The organism is Leptospira abararensis (assembly GCF_016918735.1).
Classification (GTDB): Bacteria; Spirochaetota; Leptospiria; order Leptospirales; family Leptospiraceae; genus Leptospira_A; species Leptospira_A abararensis.
Window position 1 is genome coordinate 40,041 of sequence record NZ_JAFFPR010000019.1, and the last position, 16,059, is coordinate 56,099.

The following is a 16,059-nucleotide window of genomic DNA, read 5'->3' on the forward strand; positions in this document are numbered from 1 at the left end:
AAGTTACTTTCCGTCGTTTGGACACTCGATGAGTTTGTCATGACCTGGGCAGGAGCGTTTCTCTTTTCCAGGGCAAATCGCAAAAGATGCGGACGTAACAACGAATAAACTAAATAGGGTTATTGCTAGTTTCATAAAAAACCTCTCTGGAAATTAGACGACTAATTAGACATGAAAGCAAGAACGATTTCTTCAAACTTTTGTTAGAATTTCGTACCCTTTGTCTGTGACAAGTACGGTATGCTCAAATTGGGCGGAGAGTTTTCCATCTTTGGTGCGGACAGTCCACTTATCGGATTTGTCAAAATTCACTTCCCAAGTTCCTAAATTGACCATGGGTTCGACTGTGAAAATCATCCCAGTTTCAATTTTTGCTAGTTTTCGGGGGGAGCGAAAATGAGGCACTTGCGGTTCTTCGTGGAAATTGCGGCCTACACCGTGTCCCATCAGATCCCGGACAATTCCATACCCGAGTGGGGTGAGAAAATCATCGATGGCGTTTCCGATATCATCGATCCGGTTTCCCGGCTTTATCTGTTCGATTCCGACCCACATGGCTTTTTCTGTATCTGCCACTAGTTTTTCGGCTTCGGGAGAAGATTTTCCGCCTACGATAAAGGTTTTGGAGGTGTCTCCAATGTATCCGTCCACTATGGGGGATACGTCCAAATTCACAATGTCACCATTGGCAAGGATATCTTCTTTTTTTGGAATTCCATGGCAAACCACATGGTTGATCGAAGAGCAGATGGACTTGGGAAACCCTTTGTAACCAAGAGGAGCCGACCTATGACCGTTCTTCTTGGTAAAGGCTTCTGCTAGATCGTTCAGTTCTAGGGTGGTAACCCCGGCTTTGACAAAGGGTTCCAGGTAGACGAGGAGTTCGGCGGCAAATTTTCCCGCCTTTCTCATCTTTTCAATTTCTGATTTGTTTTTGATGTAAATCACTGATTAGAAATCTGTGGACCGAACCGTTGTTCTTTTGTTGGCAGAGGTTCTTTCCAAAGCTTTGTCGATGAGTCGGTAGATTTCTTCGTTGATTCCATCAATCGCATCGCCGGAAGTCATAAATCCCTTACTTTTGATGTATGCTTTCACTTTAGAAGTGACGATTAGGGATTCCTTCGACGTTGTTTCTGTTTGTTCTTCGGACATGGATACCTCGGTTTTATTTCTTTCTAACTCCGAGGATGTTATCTACGAGGGATTTTTCAATATTTAATTTTTCACTAATTGCCTCGGAAGACCACTGGTAGTTGTCGTGGAGGCTCTGGATGGTGGCTCTTTTTCGATCCACCAAGGGATTTCCCGAAGATTTTCGCTCGACTTTTCCTGCGGGGGTAGGGCTTTGCATGGCTCCCTGAACGATATCCAAGAATTCGGAAAGTTTTTCGAAGGTTTCGTCCGCTTCTCCGAGGAGAGATTCCAAATCGTCTTTGGTTTCCCTTGAGGATTCTTTTAAGTCTTCCAATCGTTTTTGGAGGGTGAGGATTTGGCGGTGGCGGTCGGAGAGGTCACCTAGCAGCTCTTCGATTTTATCAAACTTACGTTCTACCGAATCAATCTGTGCTTCTCGTTCCACAAGGAAGGAAGTGCGGTTTTCTGCTTGCCGGATGGTTTCTGTGAGTTCCTTTTCTCTTGCTTCCACCACTTCAATTTCGCGGTCGAGGATGTCCAGGCGTGCTTGGAGTTCTCTTGCATTGTGTTTTTGGCCTTCCAAGTTTTCAACCAAATGGAAAACCGAATCTTGTGACTCTTGTAGGGAAGAAAGAAAGGTTTCTATTTTTGATTGTTCGGTGGTGAGTTTGGTCAAACGAGTTTCGATAGAACCGATTTCTGTTAGACTTTGTTCAAAACCTTCCATGGTTTCAGAAACATGGACAAGATTAGAAGCCAGAATTTGCACTTGTTTGTCGATGTCTTCCGATTGGAACTGCGCTTCTTTTAAGGTTTCTAGTTCGTTTGCAATTTCTTTTCTCAGTTCCGCAAATTCTGAAATCGCCGATTGGTAGAGATCGAGATCTGGTCGTCCTTTTTCTAGGGCTCTCAGGGCTTCCGAAATTTCTTCCACAGCACGGTTGGATTCGTCTGCAATCTGTTTGGCGGAAGCAAATAAGTCAGAATGTTCTTTGACCGTTTCTAGTTCACTGGATAGAGTTACGATCTCATCTTTTAATGTTTCCATTTCGGATTGGAAACTAGTTAGAGTTTCTTCTTTGGTATCGTTTAGGTCTTGTAAACCATTGTTTATTTCGTGTTTTAAATCTTGGAAACGCTCTAAACTTTCTTTTAAGAAGTCTTGGCTTTCTTTTGCAATTTCTTTAAAAGATTTTTCATAATCTCTTTGGTAAGTTTCAATTTGTTTTTTGGATTCGTCTTTGGATCGTTTGATGCTTTCTTCTAAGTTGCGACGAACCGTGCCTAGGTGGTTTGTGATTTTTTCTTCGAGTTGACCGAGTTGGATATTCCCTTTGTCCAAAAGTTTTGTCAATTGGTGAGAAATTTTAGAATCAATGGTTTCATTGAGTCTGTCCATTTTCTCTTCTTGTAAGTTAAAGAAAGACTCTCCTGATTCCTCTAAGTGTTTGAGGATTCGATCTACTTCGCTGCGAGCGAGTTTTGCTTCGTCTTCTAAACGAGAAATACTTTCTTTGGTTTTAGACTCTGCTACGATTTCCAAATTGGATTTTGCTTTTTGGAATTGGTTTTGGAATTCACCTAAAAGATCAGCTCCTTCCACATGAATTTCTTTTAAGCGGTCTTGGAGCCTTTCGATGCTGTAGTTTTGGTCATCACGCATTTTTGCCAGTTCGTCTTCCCATTTGCCGACAAACTGTTCTAAATTGGCATTGGCAATACGTATCTTTTCCGTTACAATTTCTTCGGATTCTTTGGCTTTTTCTTCCGCAGTTTCCAAGATTTCGTGTGCTGATTCGCGGAGTGCTGATTTTAACTCTTCAACGTAATCATCTACATCTTTCGTTTGTGCGTTGATGGATTCGCTTAAGTTCTTCACTTGCGATTGTACGACTTCCAAATCGGATTCCATTTCAGTCTTTTGAACTTGGAAATCAGAATTCATTCTATCTTCGAGTTCTTTTCGGAGTTCAAAGAGAGAGGTTTTAATGACTGTTTCTTGGTTGGATCTGACAGCATCCAATTCGCGATCGAAATCTTTTAATTCTTGGAGGGCACTTTTTTTCAAAGAACTTGCTTCTTCTTTTAGGTCCTCCGAGATGCGGTGGAATTCTTCGGAGAAGGCTTCGATTTCACGAATCAGTTCTTGTTTGCGGATGTCTGCTTGTCTGAGGAGTTTGTTTTCTGCTTCCAAATACTTTTCTTGGAATTGGATGATGGTTTGGTTGATTCCATCAGCTTGCCTTCTTGTTTCATTGATGATGTCATCTCTTTTGGATAGTGTTTCCAAAGAGAGATCTTCAATTTCACGTTTGATGGCATCTGTCTCCTGAGAAAGACCCTTCATAAAAGAATCTTTGGTATGGCTCACTTGGTCAAAGATAGAATCAAAACGTTCTTGGATTTTTTTATCGAGTAGATTTACTTTCTCTTCTAGTTTGCCAGAAGCCCGTTGGTATTTTTCTTCCAACCTTTCATCAAACTTATCGACTTTATCAGAAAGAAGAGAAGATGTGTCTTCAAATTTAGTTAGGCGAAGATCTAAATCCCCTTGTGCATTTTTCATGGAGTCGAGTAGTAGATCCATTTCTCTACGCGCATGATCTAAACGACCTGCTGTTTCATTCACCATAACATCAGCATGGGATAAAAGTTTTTCGCGAGCTGTCTCTGCAATTTTGGAAAGTGAGTTGTCTAGGTAATCGGATTTGGTTTCGAGTAGGCTTTCTAGTTCTACCATCTTTTGTGCGACAGATTGTAAAATTTCGTCACTTCGTAGGTTGAGTTTATTTTGAAAGTTGTCCAACATAGATATGGACTCATTGTGAAGGGATTCCATATCTTCGGAAACTTCACGTAACTCTCGTTTGTGGGTATTGATCTGCGAGAGTCCTTCTTCCATGTATTGTTTTTCACGGCGGACTTGGTTACTCAAATCTTGGATTTGTTCCATCTCGCCGGATAGAGAAGAGAGGTAATCTTTACTTGCACGGATTTTTTCGAATAGGTCACGGGATTCGGAACTAAGAGATTGGATGTCTTCAGCAACTTTACGGGATTGTTTGACAAGGATATCAAGATCAATACCGGCATCTTTTACGAGTTGGATTTTTTGGAGGGCAACCCCTTGGATTTCGTCCGTCAATTTGGACGCATAACGTTTGAGTTGGGAGAGTTTGGTGTTCGATTTGTCTAGACGACGCAGCCCAATCGTCACGGCAACACTGGCCAAAAAAGGCAATAAAAAGACTTCTAATCCCATTTTCTCAAAGATCCAATAATAGTATTATGTCGCATGAAGATGGTTGAAGAAAACCAGGCGGAGATTTTTTCCGCAAGCCTTTTTTAATTCAGTGAGAATTCACGGATTTGGAGCCAAAATCGGCTAAAAATCTTCGCTTCTTCTGCCTCTAAATTCGCCAATCTTTCCTTGGCCCCAGGATCAAGGCGGAACATTTCTGCACTCATCTCAGAAAGGTGGCCTTCCTCTTCTAAAATCAGGTTGGTTAGGCGGATGGGGGAGCCGGTTTTGTCCAAAATTTCGTCATACGCGGCATAGACAACCATGGCCCGTTTTTCGATGACGGTAGTGGTGTACAAATAGGCAAGGTAGGTGAATTGTTTTTCGTCCGTAAAAATTTTTCGTAAACTCCGGCGGACGAGGGTATCTAGTTTTGCGAAATAAATTCTTGCCGCGGTTCCTCGGACCAGTGCAGAATTTTGGTACCCCGAATGGAAACTGGGTTTGATGGTGCGGGCTGCTTTTTTAAAAAAGAGGGCATGCCTTGCTTCTTCGGTGGCATGTTTTAAAATCATCTCCGAAGTTTCTTCACTGGATTGAGTGAGAAGGATTTTTCTAGAACCCAAATGTTCTAGAAGAGAAAGTGTATTCAACCAAAGAGCATGGTTTGTTTCGTTGGAAACAATGTCGGAGAGAACTTTAGGAATGGAATCATTCGAAAGGACAGTAACAGAACCCATAAATCCAAAATCTGAAAGATTGATCTTTGGGCTAGTCTTTCTTTAGTGGGATTGTGAGTTGGGCAATGGTTTCCCCATCCTCGTGGTAAATCCGAAATTGGTCTGTAGGAAGTCCTTCTCCTTTCAGTAGGATGACACAAAGGGCAATTCCAATTCCTTCTCCTTCGGAATTGTCTCCTCTTTCGATATAGTATTCCATAATGTCGTTATAGTTTTGTGCATGGAGTAGGGAGTTTCGAATTTTTTGCATCTCTCCTCGCACAAGTGTCGTATTGTTTCTGACATCAAATTTAATTTGGGTATCGTTATGTTCGATTTTGAGATGAACATAGAGGTTTTTTTCCCTAGCCAATGGTTCAAATGTATTCCCACGTCCAGAAAGGATGAGGCTTTTATACATTCTGACACCTAACTCGTAGTCGGCGGGGGAATGAATGTCCAATTGGTTCTCTTGAAAGAATAATCGTTTGAAGTTAGCTTTAAAACCATTGAGGATTAGGTCTTTTACGATAGTGAAAAGAATGGCAGATAAGTCCGCGATCCCGTATCTTTCTGTGAGTGCGTCCAATACGATTACCAAGTTCTCATCTAATGTTTTGGAAGCACCATAGGTGGTCATTTCTATGGGTTGGGATCGGGAAATCCAATCCTTCACTTGATCAGTAGAAAACGCATCCATCAGAAAATATATTGGCTCGGAAACAAAGGGTTGGATTTGGATTTTTCTTCCACAAGCATGGTTTGTAACTCTTTTCTTAGACGTTCTGTAATGGAATCTAGCGTTTTCTTTTTGTCCTCTTTATAAGAACTTAAATACTCATTGATCGTGAATGGCGTTCCAAATCTAACAACTGCTTTGTGGGGTCTTGCTCGGAATTCCCCGAAAAGTTCGTTTTCGTACCGGTATAAAAACTCATACAAACGCTCAGCGCTGGGTAGTTCTTTGATATAAGCAGTTTGAATGGTAATAAAATCGTAAGCTTTGGTTGCCGCTTTTCTGGCCCAGGTTGCCATCTCAAGGCTTGGAAGTTCGCCGTTCGGATCAGGCATTCCCACAGAAACCATTTCGAGTACAGTTAAGATCCTTCTTAATTTTTCAATAGCATTGGCGTCGGCATCCCATTTAGGAATGTTGGCTTTTCTTGCAATGTTGTCGAGCATGGCGTGACGCATTCGTCCTAACCTATAGTCAAAGTCATCGGCTCTCCCTTCTTCAACAGGAACTCCATATTCTTTTTCTTCTCTTTCTATCATTCGTTTCCCCACAGATAAAAATCTGTGGACGATATCTTTTCCGGTTTTTTCTATCCCTAACTTTTGTTCCATTTTTGTAACCGTTTGGTCTATATCTTTTTGCATGGAATCGATAGAACCGGTCATTCTGTACTTAACGAAGGTAGGTAAAATCCAAATTTTTGCTTCTGGATCTTTTTTCAGTGCATCATCCAAACCCCAAAAACCTAACTGGGCCACTCCTGGTTGGAAGGGAAGGAGGGTATCATTCATTCCACTTGTGGGTTCTCCTTCTGGGAAAAGGGCGAGTTTTCCTCCGGGAGCTGCTAGAATTTCCCTTGAAGCTTTGAGGGACTCGCGGTCTGGTGCCCCAGCTAACACAGAGTAGGCTCCTATCGATTGGATGAAGTCACCAACAAATCCATAGGCCCATTCGAATACCTCTCTTGCGGCCATATAATGAAACCGAGAACCCATAAGATTGGCTGCATGGTAGGCAATCCCAGGTTCTTTGGTGGTAGGGTGATTGGAGATATAAAGCAGCCTTTCTTTTTGAAAGGATTTTAATGTCTTTTGGTCGGTATTTGAGATCTCGATGGATTCCAGATTGTGGAGCATTTTATTGAGAACGGGAAGAGTCAGATCCGTAAACCATAAAGCAGGAAGATTGAACTTTGCAGGGATAAAGGATTTGATTGACATAGGACGAATGCTAACAACTTAATCAAAGGAAGCAAGTACGAATTCACATGGCACTTATAGAAGAACTCAACCAACAAGGCAATTTTCTCTTCCGATGGCGCTCCTACATTCCAGGAGTCATTTTGTTCCTTTCCTTACTGTATCTACCGTATGTCCCTTATTTTCAAGGTAACTATAACTCCAATTTGTATTGGCTTTGTGGCGCATTTCTTGTAAGTTTTGCGGGACTTTTTGTTAGATGTTTTACGATTGGATACACTCCCAAAAATACATCGGGTAGAAATACAAAACAACAAGTAGCGGATGTGGTCAACCAATCAGGAATTTATTCTTTGGTAAGACATCCACTTTATGTAGGGAATTTTCTGATGTATCTTGGCCCTGTTTTTATCTTGCGAGATTTTGCTTTTGCACTCGTTTACATCATGTTCTTTTATCTATATTACGAAAGGATTATATTCGCAGAAGAATACTTCCTTCGCGGAAAATTTGCAAAAGGGTATTTGGAATGGGCGGACAAAACCCCCGCTTTCGTTCCAAGACTCTCCGGTTATGTAAAACCCAAATTAGGTTTTTCTTTCCGCAATATCTGGAAGAGAGAATACCCAAGTTTATTTGGAATCATCGTTGTATTTACTATTTTTGATTTAATCCAAGTTTACTACCAAGAGCCGACACTCCGTAGCGGAGACATCACAGGAATTTGGAAACCTTTCCACACTTGGTTTTTTGGATTCGGTTTTATCTTTTATGTTGTCACACGTATCATAGTAAAGACCACCAAACTTCTAGAAGTCGAAGGTAGATAAATTTCATGAGTCGGTTGTCCAATGGTTGGAAAGTCCCAGAGTCTCTTGTCGATAAACAGGAGTTAATGGAATCTTACCAAAAAACGGTAGAGAGTATGGAGGCGGAAAATCCGCTCTCCATCTTTCGGGAACATATGGACAACGGACTTTTATTTAAGGCTGGCCTTCAAGATGCCATGAACCAACTCACAACATTTGCCAATTTGTATATGAGTATCATCGAATTAAAAGCAGAAATCGAAAAACAAACTAAGAACAATCATTCTTGAGTCCTTGTCACAGGACAAAAAAACCTTTAGCCTTTCCGCACAAATCCGCCCTTTTTAAATAACTCAAACAAACAAAAGAAAATACAACAAAGGCAGTTACTTTATTTCTTTAAGTTCTACTTCCGCAAGACAACCTTCTGTGGAAAGAATTTTGAATTCTGGTGTGAGGATATGGATATTTTTTGGGTAGGTGGTTTCTTTTTGAAATCTGGGAAGTTTAGATAGGGGAATCGAAACTTCAGATTTATTTTTTTCTTCAAACAGGTAAACAAACGTTAGTTCATCTTTAGGCATTCGCAGCTCTTTATCTACATTGATACTTTCCCTTAATAAAAAACGCATTTGGAATGCAGGTAGTTTTTCACCGGGGCAAGCAAAAACAATCAGGTTTTGAAACTGGCGAGGCAAAAATTGGGTTCCATCCCAAAAATGTGACAATTTCATTTCTAAGAAAAAATCAAAATCTTCTTTAGCGTTTTGTTTCTTTCTCCAGACAGTACCTTTATCTTTGTCTAATATAAGATGAAGTCCACCAGATCCGGTAACATCTTCGATGCGGAACGGTGGGTTTTCTTTGTATCGTTCTATACTTTTTTTTGTTCCGGAAAATAGATAATAGTTCCCGAAGAGAACAAGAGAAATGGCGAAGAGAATGGGAAGGACAATTACGGATCTCATATGAAAGAAAAATTTATGTTTACTCACAATACGGGCTACTTCTTTTTTTATGATTCTATCCGAAAGGAGATCAAATGAAAATTGGGATTCTCGGTGGTACTGGCCTGATCGGTACATCCCTCATTGAAACGGCAGTTCGTAAAGGACATCGTTTCCGAGTGTTTTCAAGAAAAACTTCCTTACCTCCCGAACTTTCCTCCTATCCTGAATTGGAATTCGTTTCTTGTCTTCTCCCACAAACCGCCGACCTGGAGGGTTTGGATGCCATCGTAAACTTGGTTGGAGAGCCAATAGCAGGTGTTCGGTGGACGGAGGAACGTAAACGACTTATCAGAATTTCTCGCGTTGATTTTACGAGGGGACTTGTAGCTCGTGTTTTGGATTTAAAGTCTCCACCAAAAGTTTTTATCAACGCTAGTGCCGTTGGTTATTATGGAATGAGTGAAGGAACTCATCCTCCTTTTACTGAAAATTCAAAATCAGGGGACGATTTCCTCGCCAAACTTTGTGTGGACTGGGAAAACCAAACTCTCCAATTAAAATCGATAGGCATTCGCTCTTTGGTTTTGCGAACTGGAATCGTTCTATCTCCGAAAGGGGGAGCCTTGGAAAAAATGATCCCTCCTTTTTTAATGGGAGTGGGTGGTTCGATTGCATCTGGAAAACAAGGGATGAGTTGGATTCATATATTGGATTTTATTTCTGCCATGTTACACTTAATGCAGTTAGAATCAGCACAGGGTGCTTATAATTTGGTTTCTCCCTTCCCTGTCAGTAATGAAGAATTCTCGATTGTTTTGGCTAAAACACTAAGACGTCCTCATTTTTTCAAAGTCCCTTCCTTCGCCATACAAGCGCTTTATGGAGAAGGATCCGTTGTCGTGACCAAAGGACAGTATGTGCTACCTGATCGGCTTCTTTCTACCGGTTATGAGTTTCAGTTTCAAAATTTAGAAAAGGCTCTTTCAAATCTTTTAGAAAAACAGTGATTTCTTCTTTTCAAAAGACAAGAAGGGTGAGAGACTGGAGCCATCCTTATCTCGGAGTAAGAAATGAACTCAAAAAAAGTCTTAGTCTCTCTATTCGCACTCACCTTCGCATTTGTGATGGTAGCTTGTGGCGATTCCAAACCAAAAGAAGAAACACCTGCTGCTGTTGAATCTAGCGCTAGTGCGGATCCTGAGCTTGTAAAAGGGGAAGAACTCTACCTTCAAAACTGCTCTTCTTGCCATGGTGAGAAAGGTGCTGGCGACGGTGCTGCTGCGGCTGCTCTCAACCCAAAACCAAGAAACTACAAAGCTCCTGCTTCTGAATGGAAAAACGGAAACACTGCTGCGGGCGTGACTAAAACATTAAAAGAAGGAATCAAAGGATCTCCGATGGTTGCTTACGGACATTTGGGTGATGATAATATTCGCATCCTTTCTAAATACGTAGAACACCTTTCTAAAAATTAATCATTCTCTTTTTCGGTTCCGCCTACGGGTCGGAGCCGAACACTTGTCTTTATGAACCAAATCATTAAAAAAGCTGATCGACCCACTTGTGATTGTGGGACCACCCGTGCCGATGAAAACGCACGTAAAGTTGTGAAGTATTCCGCCTGGGGAATGATTGCCATGGGTCTTGTCGGGATATCAGCTACACCGACCGATGTGTACTTTGTTTGCCGAAAGTGCAAACAACCCTTTGGTCGAATGACAAAAGAAGAAAGAAAATCGAAATCCTAATTTTTGTTGACCCGCGTTCTAAGTGGATTTCCCTGGAAGCTAATGATGGAAGAGTTTAAGATTCGGTTGGGATTTGAGAATGGGGGAAACCTCCCTGTGATCCATATTTCTGGCGAAATCACATCCGAAGCTGAAGAAGAAATTGTTGAATCTTACGAATCCATCCCTCAAGACAAACGTACGCGTGTCATTTTGAACTTTTCCGAAACTTCTTATATTAATTCTGCAGGAATTGCTACCCTCATCAGTCTCATTACAAAATCTTCTGAGAACCAGGGAAAAATCGAATTTGCGGGACTCAATACCCATTTTCGTAAGGTGATGGATATTGTCGGTTTGACTGATTTTGTCCTCATTCACGATTCTCTTAATTCTGCACTCACCCAAGTCTAAATTATTCTAGATTCCTAACTTCCCTTCCGTAAGATAGGAGGGAGAGAGGTCTTTTCATGAGTGAAGTGGAATTCCACGTCAAGGGCAAAACATACAAATTACCGGTCATCATTGGTACCGATGGAAAAGAAGGAATCGACCTAACCGATTTTTATAGAAAAACGGGACTCGTGACTGTGGATCCTGGTTTGTTCAACACAGCCCTTGGATTATCTAAAGTATCCAGACGTGATCCAGAAAAAGGCGAATTGACGTATCGTGGTTATGATCTAAAAGAACTTGCTTATCAATCCACATTTGTGGAAACTTCGTTTTTATTAATTTATGGAAATCTTCCCACCAAGCAAGAATTAGACGATTTTTCTAGTCGCCTTTCTAAACACTCAATGATCCACGAAGATATGTTGAATCTCTTTGATGGTTTTCCTGGTGTTGCCAATCCACTTGCCGTTCTGTCGGTGATGGTAACCTCACTTTCTAGTTACTATTTGCAAGAATATGAAGAAAAGCTAGATATGGGAGTGGACCTGATTGCAAGATTACTAGCAAAAATTCGCACTATAGCAGCTTTCACATACAAACATGCCGTAGGACACCCGTTTGTCTATCCACTGGATAAAAATCCTTACTGTACTAACTTTCTCTATATGATGCACAAACTTCCTGCGGACAAGTATAATGTTCCCGAAGAGTTTGATCGTATCCTAAATCAAATGTGGATTTTACATGCGGATCACGAACAAAATGTTTCCAACACAGCGGTACAGGTAGTTGGATCCACACAGGCCAATCTATTTGCATCGATCTCTGCAGGGATCATGGCACAGTGGGGAGCCCGTGAAGGCGGACGGCCCACGGCAGCAATTGGTCTTATCGAAGATATCATCAAAACAAAAACACCTGTTAAAGATTATTTTGAAAGATTTAAACGTGGTGGCCTAAACATTCAAACCAACGGATTTGGACAAAAGGCTTACGATGTGGTAAGCCCTCGAGCACAAGTAGCTCGCGAGATCATCCGCGAATTCTATAAAGGTAAAAAGTTAAGCCCTGTAGAAGATGTAGCTCTCCAAATTGACGAATTAGTTTGGAATGATTCTTATTTTATGGAAAATCTGCTTTATCCTAACCTTGAATACTATTCGGGACTAGTATTTCACACATTGGGAATCCCTAAGAATATGTTCTCAGTTATGCAGGTGATAGGGAGACTCCCTGGTTGGCTTGCTCATTGGAGAGAACAAAGGATGAAGGGAGACTTCTCAAAAGTTCGTCCAAAACAAATATATGTGGGCGAAAACCAAAGAAAATACATCCCTGTTCAGAGCCGCCTATAGGTTTGTTACACTAACATTTTCAATGAACTTCCGTTGGTTCGGAATGATTTGGTGTTTGGCGCTGATTTCGTGTATACCGAAAGAAGTGCCGCCAACTGCAAATAGAGGTTTTCTATCGGCAGAATCGTATTTAAATACTCCCGCAAAAACTCTGGAACTTGCGGGAGATTGGGAATACTATCCGGGCCTACTCATCTCACCAAAAGAATTTGAAACATTAAATACCAGTCGCGAACCTCATTTTTTTAAAGTGCCGGGAATTTGGTCTGAGTCTTTTTATAACCGAGGGTTTCTTGCAGGGGATGGTTATGCTACCTTTAATCTCGAAGTCCAACATGGGTTACAAGGGATTCCTCTTTCATTAAGAGTCCCTGAAATGGAGACAGCCTACAACCTGTTTATTGATGGGGTAAAGGTTGCATCGAATGGCGTTGTAGCTACTTCCTACCAAACAGGAAAACCCGAATACCGTCCCCGGATTGTTGATTTTTTTCCAAAAGAAAACAAAACGTCCTTCGTTTTACAAATTTCCAATTACCATCACAGAAAGGGTGGTCCAGCCCAAGCGATTACCTTGGGAAGAACATCGGACATTCATAACAAATATGAATTTGCAATTTTACGAGATATGTTACTCGTCGGCAGTATTTTGTTTATGGGGATCTATCATTTGTTTTTGTATTGGAACAGAAAAAAAGATCCTTTTACGTATTGGTTTGCACTTACTTGTATTTTAGTCGCATTACGGGTATTTATTACTGGCAATAAATATGTAATTCAATTGTATCCTGACCTTCCTTGGGAAATTCATTTAAAGTTAAGTTATTTAAGTTTCTTTTTGATTACACCTATTTTTGCTAGATACGTTTATTTGCTCTTCAAATCTTATTTTTCTAGAAGGGTGTATGAATTTCTGAAGTATTTGGGTTTCGCTTTTTGTTTCATAGTTTTGGTGACTAGGTCATCGTTTTACACATATTTGATGGTTCCTTTTCAGATATTTACTTTGTTAGGTGCTGGGTATACTTTTGTTGTGATTTTTAGAGCCATTCGTGATTCTTTAGCGGGCTCAGTCATCTTTTTGTTTAGTTTTGCAATCTTTATAGCCAGTTTTGTAAACGATATTTTGGTAAATAATCTAATCATTCATGGTCCTCTTATGATTCATTTCGGGATTTTTATGATGTTTTTTGTTCAATCTGTTTATATCGCTAGAAACTTCTCTAAAGGATTTGTTGAGGCAGAAGATTTGGCTCTCGAACTCTCCGAAAAAAACAATACATTACAACGAGTACAAAACCAATTAAAAGAATTAAACGAAAGACTGGAAACTCGAGTCAAAGAAAAAACAGAGGAACTACAAGGGAAACTCGATCAAATTGGAAAGGATATGAGACTTGCGAAGTCCATCATCCAAAGTGTCACAAAACTTCCTGAAGTAGATCCCTATCTTAAAGTAGATATATTATACAAACCAATTGCCGAGGTAGGTGGAGACATTTATTTCGTTAAACGAATTCAAGATTTTTATTATCGATTCTTTTTGGGTGATGCTACGGGCCATGGTTTACAAGCAGCACTTTATTCCATGATGATCCAATCAGAATTTGAGAGAGTCTCTGCTGTTGCGATGCGACCCAATGATTTATTGTTCTATATGAACCAACATTTTTACGATAAAAATGCTGACCTTCAGATTTACTTTCCTGCTCTCGTGATGGACTTTGATTTCCATCAAAAAATACTTCGTTATGCGGGGGGTGGTGTTCAAAATCAAATTCATATGAAAAAACATGGAGCCATCACTAAGTTGGAAAACACAGGCCCCATCATTGGAATTTTAGAACACTACCGCTACGGAATTTTTGAATCTAAGGTTGAGTCGGGAGATCGAATCTTTTTGTTTACTGACGGTTTGTTTGAGGAGTTAAATGAATCGGATGGAGCCCAGGCTTGGACTGATTTGTTAGAGGTAATTCAAAATACCGCATCTTTACCATTTGTCGAAGTTGTTCCGTCCATCCAAACCATGTTATTTCAGAGGATGAATAAATCTCAGTGGAAGGATGATTCCACTCTTGTTTTTATAGAAATCACCTAACAGAAAATTGTGTCAGGCGATTTCTATAAATCGATTTGGCTTCTCATTTAAAGAATGTTGTTATCTGATAGTAATCAATATTCCTAACTACCAGTCGCCGGATGCACCGCCACCTGCAGAGTCTCCGCCACCTCCGGACCAACTATCAGAACCACCAGAGGACCAAGAATCTCCCCCGCTAGACCAACCTCCACCACTGAAAAAACCATCTCCAGACCCGCCGCCACCTTGACCAAATCCAAAAATTCTTTTTAAAATCATCACCAAAATAAAAAGAAAAATGGCAACAAATAGAGCTGCCGTTCCACCAAAGATAAAAACTAACAGAGGATAGAGGACAAGAAGTCCCACAATCGTAAATACTAGTCCTCCAAAGGCAGGAATAAACATGGAAATGAAGGTGAAAATTCCGCCCACAAACCCTGAAGGTGCAACATCAGAAAAACGATCGTTTCCAGAAGTTGCTACATCATCTTCAGATGGTGCATACTCACCTCGGATCGTTGCCATAATGGCATTCACTCCAGCAGTGACTCCGCCGTCCATATCACCTGATTTAAAGCTAGGTCTAATTTCATTACGAATGATTTGTTTGGCCTGAATGTCAGTGAGGGCTCCCTCTAAACCACGGCCCACTTCAATTCGCATTTTTCTTTCGTTAGGTGCAATGAGAAGAAGGACACCATTGTTTTTGGATTTTTGTCCCAACTTCCATTCATCAAAAATCTGAATCGCAACATCTTCTATTGGTTCATCTTGTAGACTTGGCGTGGTATACACGGCAATTTGATTGGAGGTTTCCACTTCTAATTGTTTGAGATCAGACTCGAGTTTGGTGATTGTAGCTTCGGATAAAATTCCAGCATGGTCAGTCACTCGTCTTTCGAGTGCAGGAACCGGGAAAGATGAGAGAGTTGTTATGGTTTGCAAAAGAACCAAAAAAAACAACCATCCTTTCGGCTGTTTAAGAATAGAATGCGATTTAGTTTTTATAGGTTTAGGGTTGGTATTCATTACATCAATTTCCCACCGTCACGGATTTCGTTTGAGATTTCGTTTTTGTCGTCTTTCTCAATTTGGATATTGTATTTTTTTAGAAGGTCTCCACAAAAAAGAATACTAGAAACGATCCCTTCTTTTTTTTTCCCTGTTTTCATTCCTTCTATGATCAATCGAACCGCTTCCCCCCATTCAGACTTGGGAACTACCTTTGATATTTCTTTGTCTGGTAATACTCGCACGAAGTGTTCATACAATGAAATGTAGATTAAAATTCCTGTTCTATTCTTAGTTTTAAAAACTTCTTCATCTAAAAAAGCTACTTTAGCTCTTAGATCGACAAAGTATTGTTTGGCGCTTCTCGAAACCAAGTTGATTCTGATTTTGGGAAATAAGGCTGTGATGGCTAATCCAAAAAGTGCACCCACCCAAACTGACAAAACAGCAAAAAAGGATTCGCCACTCCAAACAAGACCATAGAGATTTTGGGTTGTATAAAAGGTTACGCCACTCACCCCACCCATAAGAAAGGCACCAAGCCAAGCCCATTCTTTGTAATGGTGAGAAGATTCAGCAAAATAGGGAACGATTTCTGCAGAAGTTTTGGACTCTGCCTCTCCGACTGCTTTTTTGATTTCATCCAAATCGGATTTTGAAAAATAACGCGCAAGTATGCTCATGGGCAGAAGA

The 16,059-nt window shown here is 40.7% G+C and carries 18 protein-coding genes; 8 read left to right on the top strand and 10 right to left on the bottom strand.

Annotation, left to right across the window (positions count from 1 at the left end; all coding sequences use genetic code 11):
• Positions 1 to 3: 3 nt before the first annotated feature.
• The 7 genes from JWG40_RS20020 to JWG40_RS05955 form a co-directional block, all read right to left on the bottom strand.
• Positions 4 to 135 (bottom strand): hypothetical protein, encoded by a 132-nt coding sequence (locus tag JWG40_RS20020; protein WP_269751581.1) that lies wholly within the window; start codon positions 133 to 135, stop codon positions 4 to 6.
• Positions 136 to 192: 57 nt separating this feature from the next.
• The gene (gene map / locus JWG40_RS05930) at positions 193 to 948 is read right to left on the bottom strand and encodes a type I methionyl aminopeptidase (RefSeq protein WP_205284935.1); all 756 of its coding nucleotides are present in this window, start codon (positions 946 to 948) and stop codon (positions 193 to 195) included.
• Positions 949 to 951: 3 nt separating this feature from the next.
• Positions 952 to 1,155 (bottom strand): hypothetical protein, encoded by a 204-nt coding sequence (locus JWG40_RS05935; protein WP_002978419.1) that lies wholly within the window; start codon positions 1,153 to 1,155, stop codon positions 952 to 954.
• Between the two features lie 13 nt (positions 1,156 to 1,168).
• Positions 1,169 to 4,399, bottom strand: coding sequence for a SpiroCoCo family coiled-coil protein (locus JWG40_RS05940; RefSeq protein WP_205284936.1), 3,231 nt, complete (start codon positions 4,397 to 4,399; stop codon positions 1,169 to 1,171).
• An 83-nt stretch (positions 4,400 to 4,482) separates the two neighbouring features.
• Positions 4,483 to 5,118, bottom strand: coding sequence for a rubrerythrin (locus tag JWG40_RS05945; RefSeq protein ID WP_205284937.1), 636 nt, complete (start codon positions 5,116 to 5,118; stop codon positions 4,483 to 4,485).
• 31 nt (positions 5,119 to 5,149) lie between these two features.
• The gene (locus JWG40_RS05950) at positions 5,150 to 5,797 is read right to left on the bottom strand and encodes a hypothetical protein (protein WP_205284938.1); all 648 of its coding nucleotides are present in this window, start codon (positions 5,795 to 5,797) and stop codon (positions 5,150 to 5,152) included.
• Positions 5,797 to 7,053, bottom strand: coding sequence for a 1-acyl-sn-glycerol-3-phosphate acyltransferase (locus JWG40_RS05955; RefSeq protein ID WP_205284939.1), 1,257 nt, complete (start codon positions 7,051 to 7,053; stop codon positions 5,797 to 5,799). The genes JWG40_RS05950 and JWG40_RS05955 overlap by 1 nt, the downstream gene beginning before the upstream one ends.
• A gap of 47 nt (positions 7,054 to 7,100) precedes the next feature.
• On the opposite strand from JWG40_RS05955, the gene lmtA reads away from it, so the two are divergent.
• A complete protein-coding gene (gene lmtA, locus JWG40_RS05960) occupies positions 7,101 to 7,862 on the top strand; it encodes a lipid A Kdo2 1-phosphate O-methyltransferase (RefSeq protein ID WP_205284940.1) in 762 nt (253 codons plus the stop codon).
• Between the two features lie 5 nt (positions 7,863 to 7,867).
• Entirely contained in the window at positions 7,868 to 8,131 is a 264-nt protein-coding gene (locus tag JWG40_RS05965; RefSeq protein ID WP_205284941.1) for a hypothetical protein, read from the top strand.
• Between the two features lie 96 nt (positions 8,132 to 8,227).
• Here the strand turns inward: JWG40_RS05965 and JWG40_RS05970 are convergent, their stop codons facing one another.
• Positions 8,228 to 8,809 (bottom strand): hypothetical protein, encoded by a 582-nt coding sequence (locus JWG40_RS05970; protein WP_205285015.1) that lies wholly within the window; start codon positions 8,807 to 8,809, stop codon positions 8,228 to 8,230.
• A 74-nt stretch (positions 8,810 to 8,883) separates the two neighbouring features.
• Between JWG40_RS05970 and JWG40_RS05975 the strand changes: the two genes are divergently transcribed.
• The 6 genes from JWG40_RS05975 to JWG40_RS06000 all read left to right on the top strand — a co-directional run bounded on the left by JWG40_RS05975 (position 8,884) and on the right by JWG40_RS06000 (position 14,370).
• Positions 8,884 to 9,798, top strand: coding sequence for a TIGR01777 family oxidoreductase (locus JWG40_RS05975; RefSeq protein WP_205284942.1), 915 nt, complete (start codon positions 8,884 to 8,886; stop codon positions 9,796 to 9,798).
• Between the two features lie 63 nt (positions 9,799 to 9,861).
• A complete protein-coding gene (locus JWG40_RS05980; protein ID WP_205284943.1) occupies positions 9,862 to 10,266 on the top strand; it encodes a c-type cytochrome in 405 nt (134 codons plus the stop codon).
• Between the two features lie 51 nt (positions 10,267 to 10,317).
• Positions 10,318 to 10,539 (top strand): hypothetical protein, encoded by a 222-nt coding sequence (locus JWG40_RS05985; RefSeq protein WP_205284944.1) that lies wholly within the window; start codon positions 10,318 to 10,320, stop codon positions 10,537 to 10,539.
• Between the two features lie 42 nt (positions 10,540 to 10,581).
• Positions 10,582 to 10,932, top strand: coding sequence for an STAS domain-containing protein (locus tag JWG40_RS05990; protein ID WP_205284945.1), 351 nt, complete (start codon positions 10,582 to 10,584; stop codon positions 10,930 to 10,932).
• A gap of 56 nt (positions 10,933 to 10,988) precedes the next feature.
• Positions 10,989 to 12,269 (top strand): citrate/2-methylcitrate synthase, encoded by a 1,281-nt coding sequence (locus JWG40_RS05995; RefSeq protein WP_205284946.1) that lies wholly within the window; start codon positions 10,989 to 10,991, stop codon positions 12,267 to 12,269.
• Positions 12,270 to 12,312: 43 nt separating this feature from the next.
• The gene (locus tag JWG40_RS06000; protein ID WP_205285016.1) at positions 12,313 to 14,370 is read left to right on the top strand and encodes a SpoIIE family protein phosphatase; all 2,058 of its coding nucleotides are present in this window, start codon (positions 12,313 to 12,315) and stop codon (positions 14,368 to 14,370) included.
• A gap of 87 nt (positions 14,371 to 14,457) precedes the next feature.
• Here JWG40_RS06000 and JWG40_RS06005 read toward each other — a convergent pair whose 3' ends face one another.
• Both JWG40_RS06005 and JWG40_RS06010 read right to left on the bottom strand, forming a co-directional pair.
• Complete coding sequence (locus JWG40_RS06005; RefSeq protein ID WP_205284947.1) at positions 14,458 to 15,384, bottom strand: TPM domain-containing protein; 927 nt, start codon at positions 15,382 to 15,384, stop codon at positions 14,458 to 14,460.
• Positions 15,384 to 16,049, bottom strand: coding sequence for a TPM domain-containing protein (locus JWG40_RS06010; protein WP_232369211.1), 666 nt, complete (start codon positions 16,047 to 16,049; stop codon positions 15,384 to 15,386). Before JWG40_RS06010 ends, JWG40_RS06005 begins: the two co-directional genes overlap by 1 nt.
• Positions 16,050 to 16,059: the final 10 nt, after the last annotated feature.